The organism is Frankia gtarii (assembly GCF_025403375.1).
Classification (GTDB): Bacteria; Actinomycetota; Actinomycetes; order Frankiales; family Frankiaceae; genus Frankia; species Frankia gtarii.
Genome location: NZ_JAMPTM010000440.1, coordinates 1 through 3,232, shown reverse-complemented (window position 1 = coordinate 3,232; position 3,232 = coordinate 1). Strand labels below are relative to the sequence as shown.

Annotated in this window: 4 protein-coding genes; 3 read left to right on the top strand and 1 reads right to left on the bottom strand. The window is 70.9% G+C overall.

Annotated features, from left to right (window positions below; all coding sequences use genetic code 11):
- From NBZ83_RS31075 to NBZ83_RS31065, 3 genes are all read left to right on the top strand, one after another.
- On the top strand, positions 1 to 717 hold a 717-nt coding region (locus tag NBZ83_RS31075; RefSeq protein WP_261576401.1), incomplete at its 5' end, for a thiopeptide-type bacteriocin biosynthesis protein.
- A complete protein-coding gene (locus tag NBZ83_RS31070) occupies positions 714 to 1,784 on the top strand; it encodes a lanthionine synthetase C family protein (RefSeq protein WP_261562958.1) in 1,071 nt (356 codons plus the stop codon). The genes NBZ83_RS31075 and NBZ83_RS31070, both read left to right, overlap by 4 nt.
- Before the next feature lie 33 nt (positions 1,785 to 1,817).
- Complete coding sequence (locus NBZ83_RS31065; protein ID WP_261562957.1) at positions 1,818 to 2,603, top strand: thiopeptide-type bacteriocin biosynthesis protein; 786 nt, start codon at positions 1,818 to 1,820, stop codon at positions 2,601 to 2,603.
- Positions 2,604 to 2,777: 174 nt separating this feature from the next.
- On the opposite strand, the gene NBZ83_RS31060 is transcribed toward NBZ83_RS31065, so the two are convergent.
- Positions 2,778 to 2,948 (bottom strand): hypothetical protein, encoded by a 171-nt coding sequence (locus tag NBZ83_RS31060; RefSeq protein WP_157734548.1) that lies wholly within the window; start codon positions 2,946 to 2,948, stop codon positions 2,778 to 2,780.
- Positions 2,949 to 3,232: the final 284 nt, after the last annotated feature.

Genomic DNA, 3,232 nt, shown 5'->3' with positions numbered 1-3,232 from the left:
GCCAGCACCCTCGCCCACCGGCCCGGCCGGTCGCGCTGGCTGGACACCCGCCTCTACGGACACCCGGATCACCTCCTCGCCCACCTGGCCGACCTCACCGACCTGCCGGCTGGCTGGTGGTTCCTGCGCCACCCCGACCCCGAAGACCATGTGCGGCTCCGCATCCCGTTACGCGAGGCCATCGACTTCGCCGACGCCGCCCGCACCCTCGCCGTCTGGGCGTACGGCCTGGCCGACGACGGCCTGTTGGCCGACTACACGCTGGCCACCTACCGGCCCGAAACCCGCTGGGGACTCGGGCCGACGCTCGCCGCGGCCCAGGCGGTGTTCGCCGCCGACTCCCGCGCCGCGCTTCGATGGCTGGCCGGCGACCGCCAGGCCGCCACCGCGGCGGGAATGCTCGCCATCGCCGGCGGGTTCGCCCGCGACGGCGCGCGCTGGCTCGTCGACCATGCCCCGCACCGCGGCGGCCCACGGTTGGACGCCGCCCAGCTCGCCCGCGTCCGCGACCCGTACGGGGACGCCGGCCTGGCCAGATCGCTGGCTACCTACCGGGCCCTCGCCGAGCGGGACGGTCTGGATCTCGACGAGGTGCTGGCCGATCTGCTGCACCTGCACCACGCCCGCATGATCGGCCCCGACCTCGCGTCCGAACGGCACTGCCTACGCCTGGCCCGCGCCACCGTCCAGACCGACCTCGCCCGGATCAGATCATGACCGCGGGCCAGTCCCTCGCCGACGGGGCGGCGGGCATCGCCCTGCTCCACCGGGAAACCGGCGCGTGGGCGGCGATGTACGCGGCGCTGGAGCAGGCCGTCGCCGCCGGCGTCAGCATCGCCGACAGCGCCAGCCTCTACCATGGCGCTCCCGCCCTCGCGTTCGTCCTCGCCGGCAGCGACCAGCCCGGCCTCGCTCGGGCCACCGCCGCCGCCGCGGCGGGAACAGCGACGCTGACCCGCCGCCGCCTCGGGGTGGCCCACCGCCGCATCGACCAACGCCAGCGACCCCCCTACGCCGAGTACGACCTGATCCGCGGCCTGACCGGACTCGGCGTCGCCCTGCGCCGTGTCGGCGATCTCGATCTGCTCCGCGACGTGCTCACCTACCTGGTGCGCCTGACCGACCCCATCAACGGCCTCCCCGGCTGGTGGTGCCCGCACGGCCCCCACCGCAACCAGCCCGTCCTGGGCGGGCACTCGAACCACGGGGTCGCCCACGGCATCGCAGGCCCACTCGCTCTCCTGGCCCTCACACTGATCGACGGCGTGACGGTCGACGGGCACGCGGAGGCGATCACACGGGTCTGCCAGTGGCTGGACACCTGGCAGAGCCAGACCAGCGAGGGTTCGTGGTGGCCCGAGTTCGTGACGCTCGACGACCTGGACCGGGGCGAACCACGCCTATCCCGCCCGCCGCGCTTGTCGTGGTGCTACGGCGCGCCCGGCATCGCCCGCGCCCAGCAGCTCGCCGGCCGCGCCCTCGGCGACACCACCCGCCAACGCAGCACCGAAACGGCCTTCGCCGCCAGCATCACCGACCCGGCACAACTCGGCAGCCTCGTCGACCGCGGACTCTGCCACGGAACCGCCGGGCTCCTCGCCGCCGCACGCCGGATCGCCGCCGACGCGCTCACCCCGATCCCGATCGAACCGCTGGCGCGACTGCACCAGCACACCACGCCTGCTGCAACCGAACCCACCGGATTCCTCGACGGCACAGCCGGCGCCCACCTGGCCATCGCCGGGACCACGACCTGCTGGGACGCCTGCCTCCTGCTCTGCTGACCGACCTGCTCTGCTGACCGAAAGGGTCCGACGATGGACGAGACGGCCTGGAAGCAGGTGAACATCACCTACCCCAGCCCCGACTCCCACCAGCGGGAACGCCACGCCATCGACCACCTCACCCGCGTCCTGCCCGCCGCCGAAGCCGACGGCCTCATCACCGCCTGGTTCTTCATCCGCAAAGGCGCCTGGCGCATCCGCTACCTGATCGCCGAGGGCGCTACCGGACGCGGCGACAGGTACACCGACCCCCTGCACCCTTTGCTCACCGACAGGGTCCAGTGGACCGACGACCTCTACGAACCAGAGATCCACGCCTTCGGCGGTCCCAGCAGCATGAACACCGCGCACACGCTGTTCCACCACGACAGCAGCCAGCTGCTCACGTTCCTCCGCGGCGACCCCGCCGACCGGCGGGAACACTCCCTCGTGCTGTGCACCGCGCTCATGCGGGCCGCCGGGCTGGACTTCAACGAGCAGGGCGACGTGTGGGCACGGGTCGCCGAGCAACGCCCCAGCCAGGCCGACACGCCTCCGCACGATCCACCGGTGTGGGCATCCTTCACCAGCGGCGTCCGCCATCTCCTCCTCGGCGACGCCCGTACAGACCTGATTGGCCATGACTGGCTCACCTCGTTCGAGGAAACCGGCAGAACACTCCGAACCCTGCGGGAAAACGGCAGGCTCACCCGCGGGATACGCGCGGTCATCGCCCTACACGTGATCTTCCACTGGAACCGGCTCGGGCTTACGGCGACCACCCAGGGAACACTCGCGCGGGCAGCGAAGGATGCCGTCTTCGGCAATGCGCCGGCATAATCGATCAACCAGCCACCGGCCCTTGGACGTGGACCAGCTACCACAGTCGAACGCCGGGTGTCGTCGAAGCACAGGCACCCTGGCCCGCCATTCCGTTCGTCCTGGGGGCGCGGAGGCGTCCGGCCGGACGCCGAGACTGCGACTCGGCGACGCACGCACGCCGCCCCGGGACTCCTATCGTTTCTCGGCGAAGTCGCCGAACGTCGAGACTCGGCCGGCCAGACCCGACGAGGTGATCGTCTGGTCCCGCTCGCCGTCCAGCTGTTGCCAGGGGAACAGCATGTCGAGGTCGCGGCCGAGGGCCACATCGTCCCAGGGGCGCATCTGCCGCCGCAGGCCGGCCAACTCGCCGCGAATCCGAAGAGAATCAGTTGCCCCCGGGTCACACCCAGTAGAAGGTGGGTGCGCCGTCCGGTCAGGAACGTAGGCGGCCCGTCAGCGGGGATGGCCTCGACTCAGCGCAACGGCTGATCGCCATCTCCCGCCTCGAACCAGCGGGTTCTACTAATGGGAAAACGACCTGCTGGAATTCTGTTGAATTTTTAGGGCCAGATCTGGGTATACCGAGGATATGACCGAAGGAGCTGAGAAGAGGATTCTGCGGAGGTCTCTTGAAGAGACCCGTTTTC

Excerpts from the sequence above, each read along its gene's own strand:
- NBZ83_RS31070 (WP_261562958.1), top strand. The coding sequence starts at position 714 with ATGACCGCGGGCCAGTCCCTCGCCGACGGGGCGGCGGGCATCGCCCTG.
- NBZ83_RS31065 (WP_261562957.1), top strand. The coding sequence starts at position 1,818 with ATGGACGAGACGGCCTGGAAGCAGGTGAACATCACCTACCCCAGCCCC.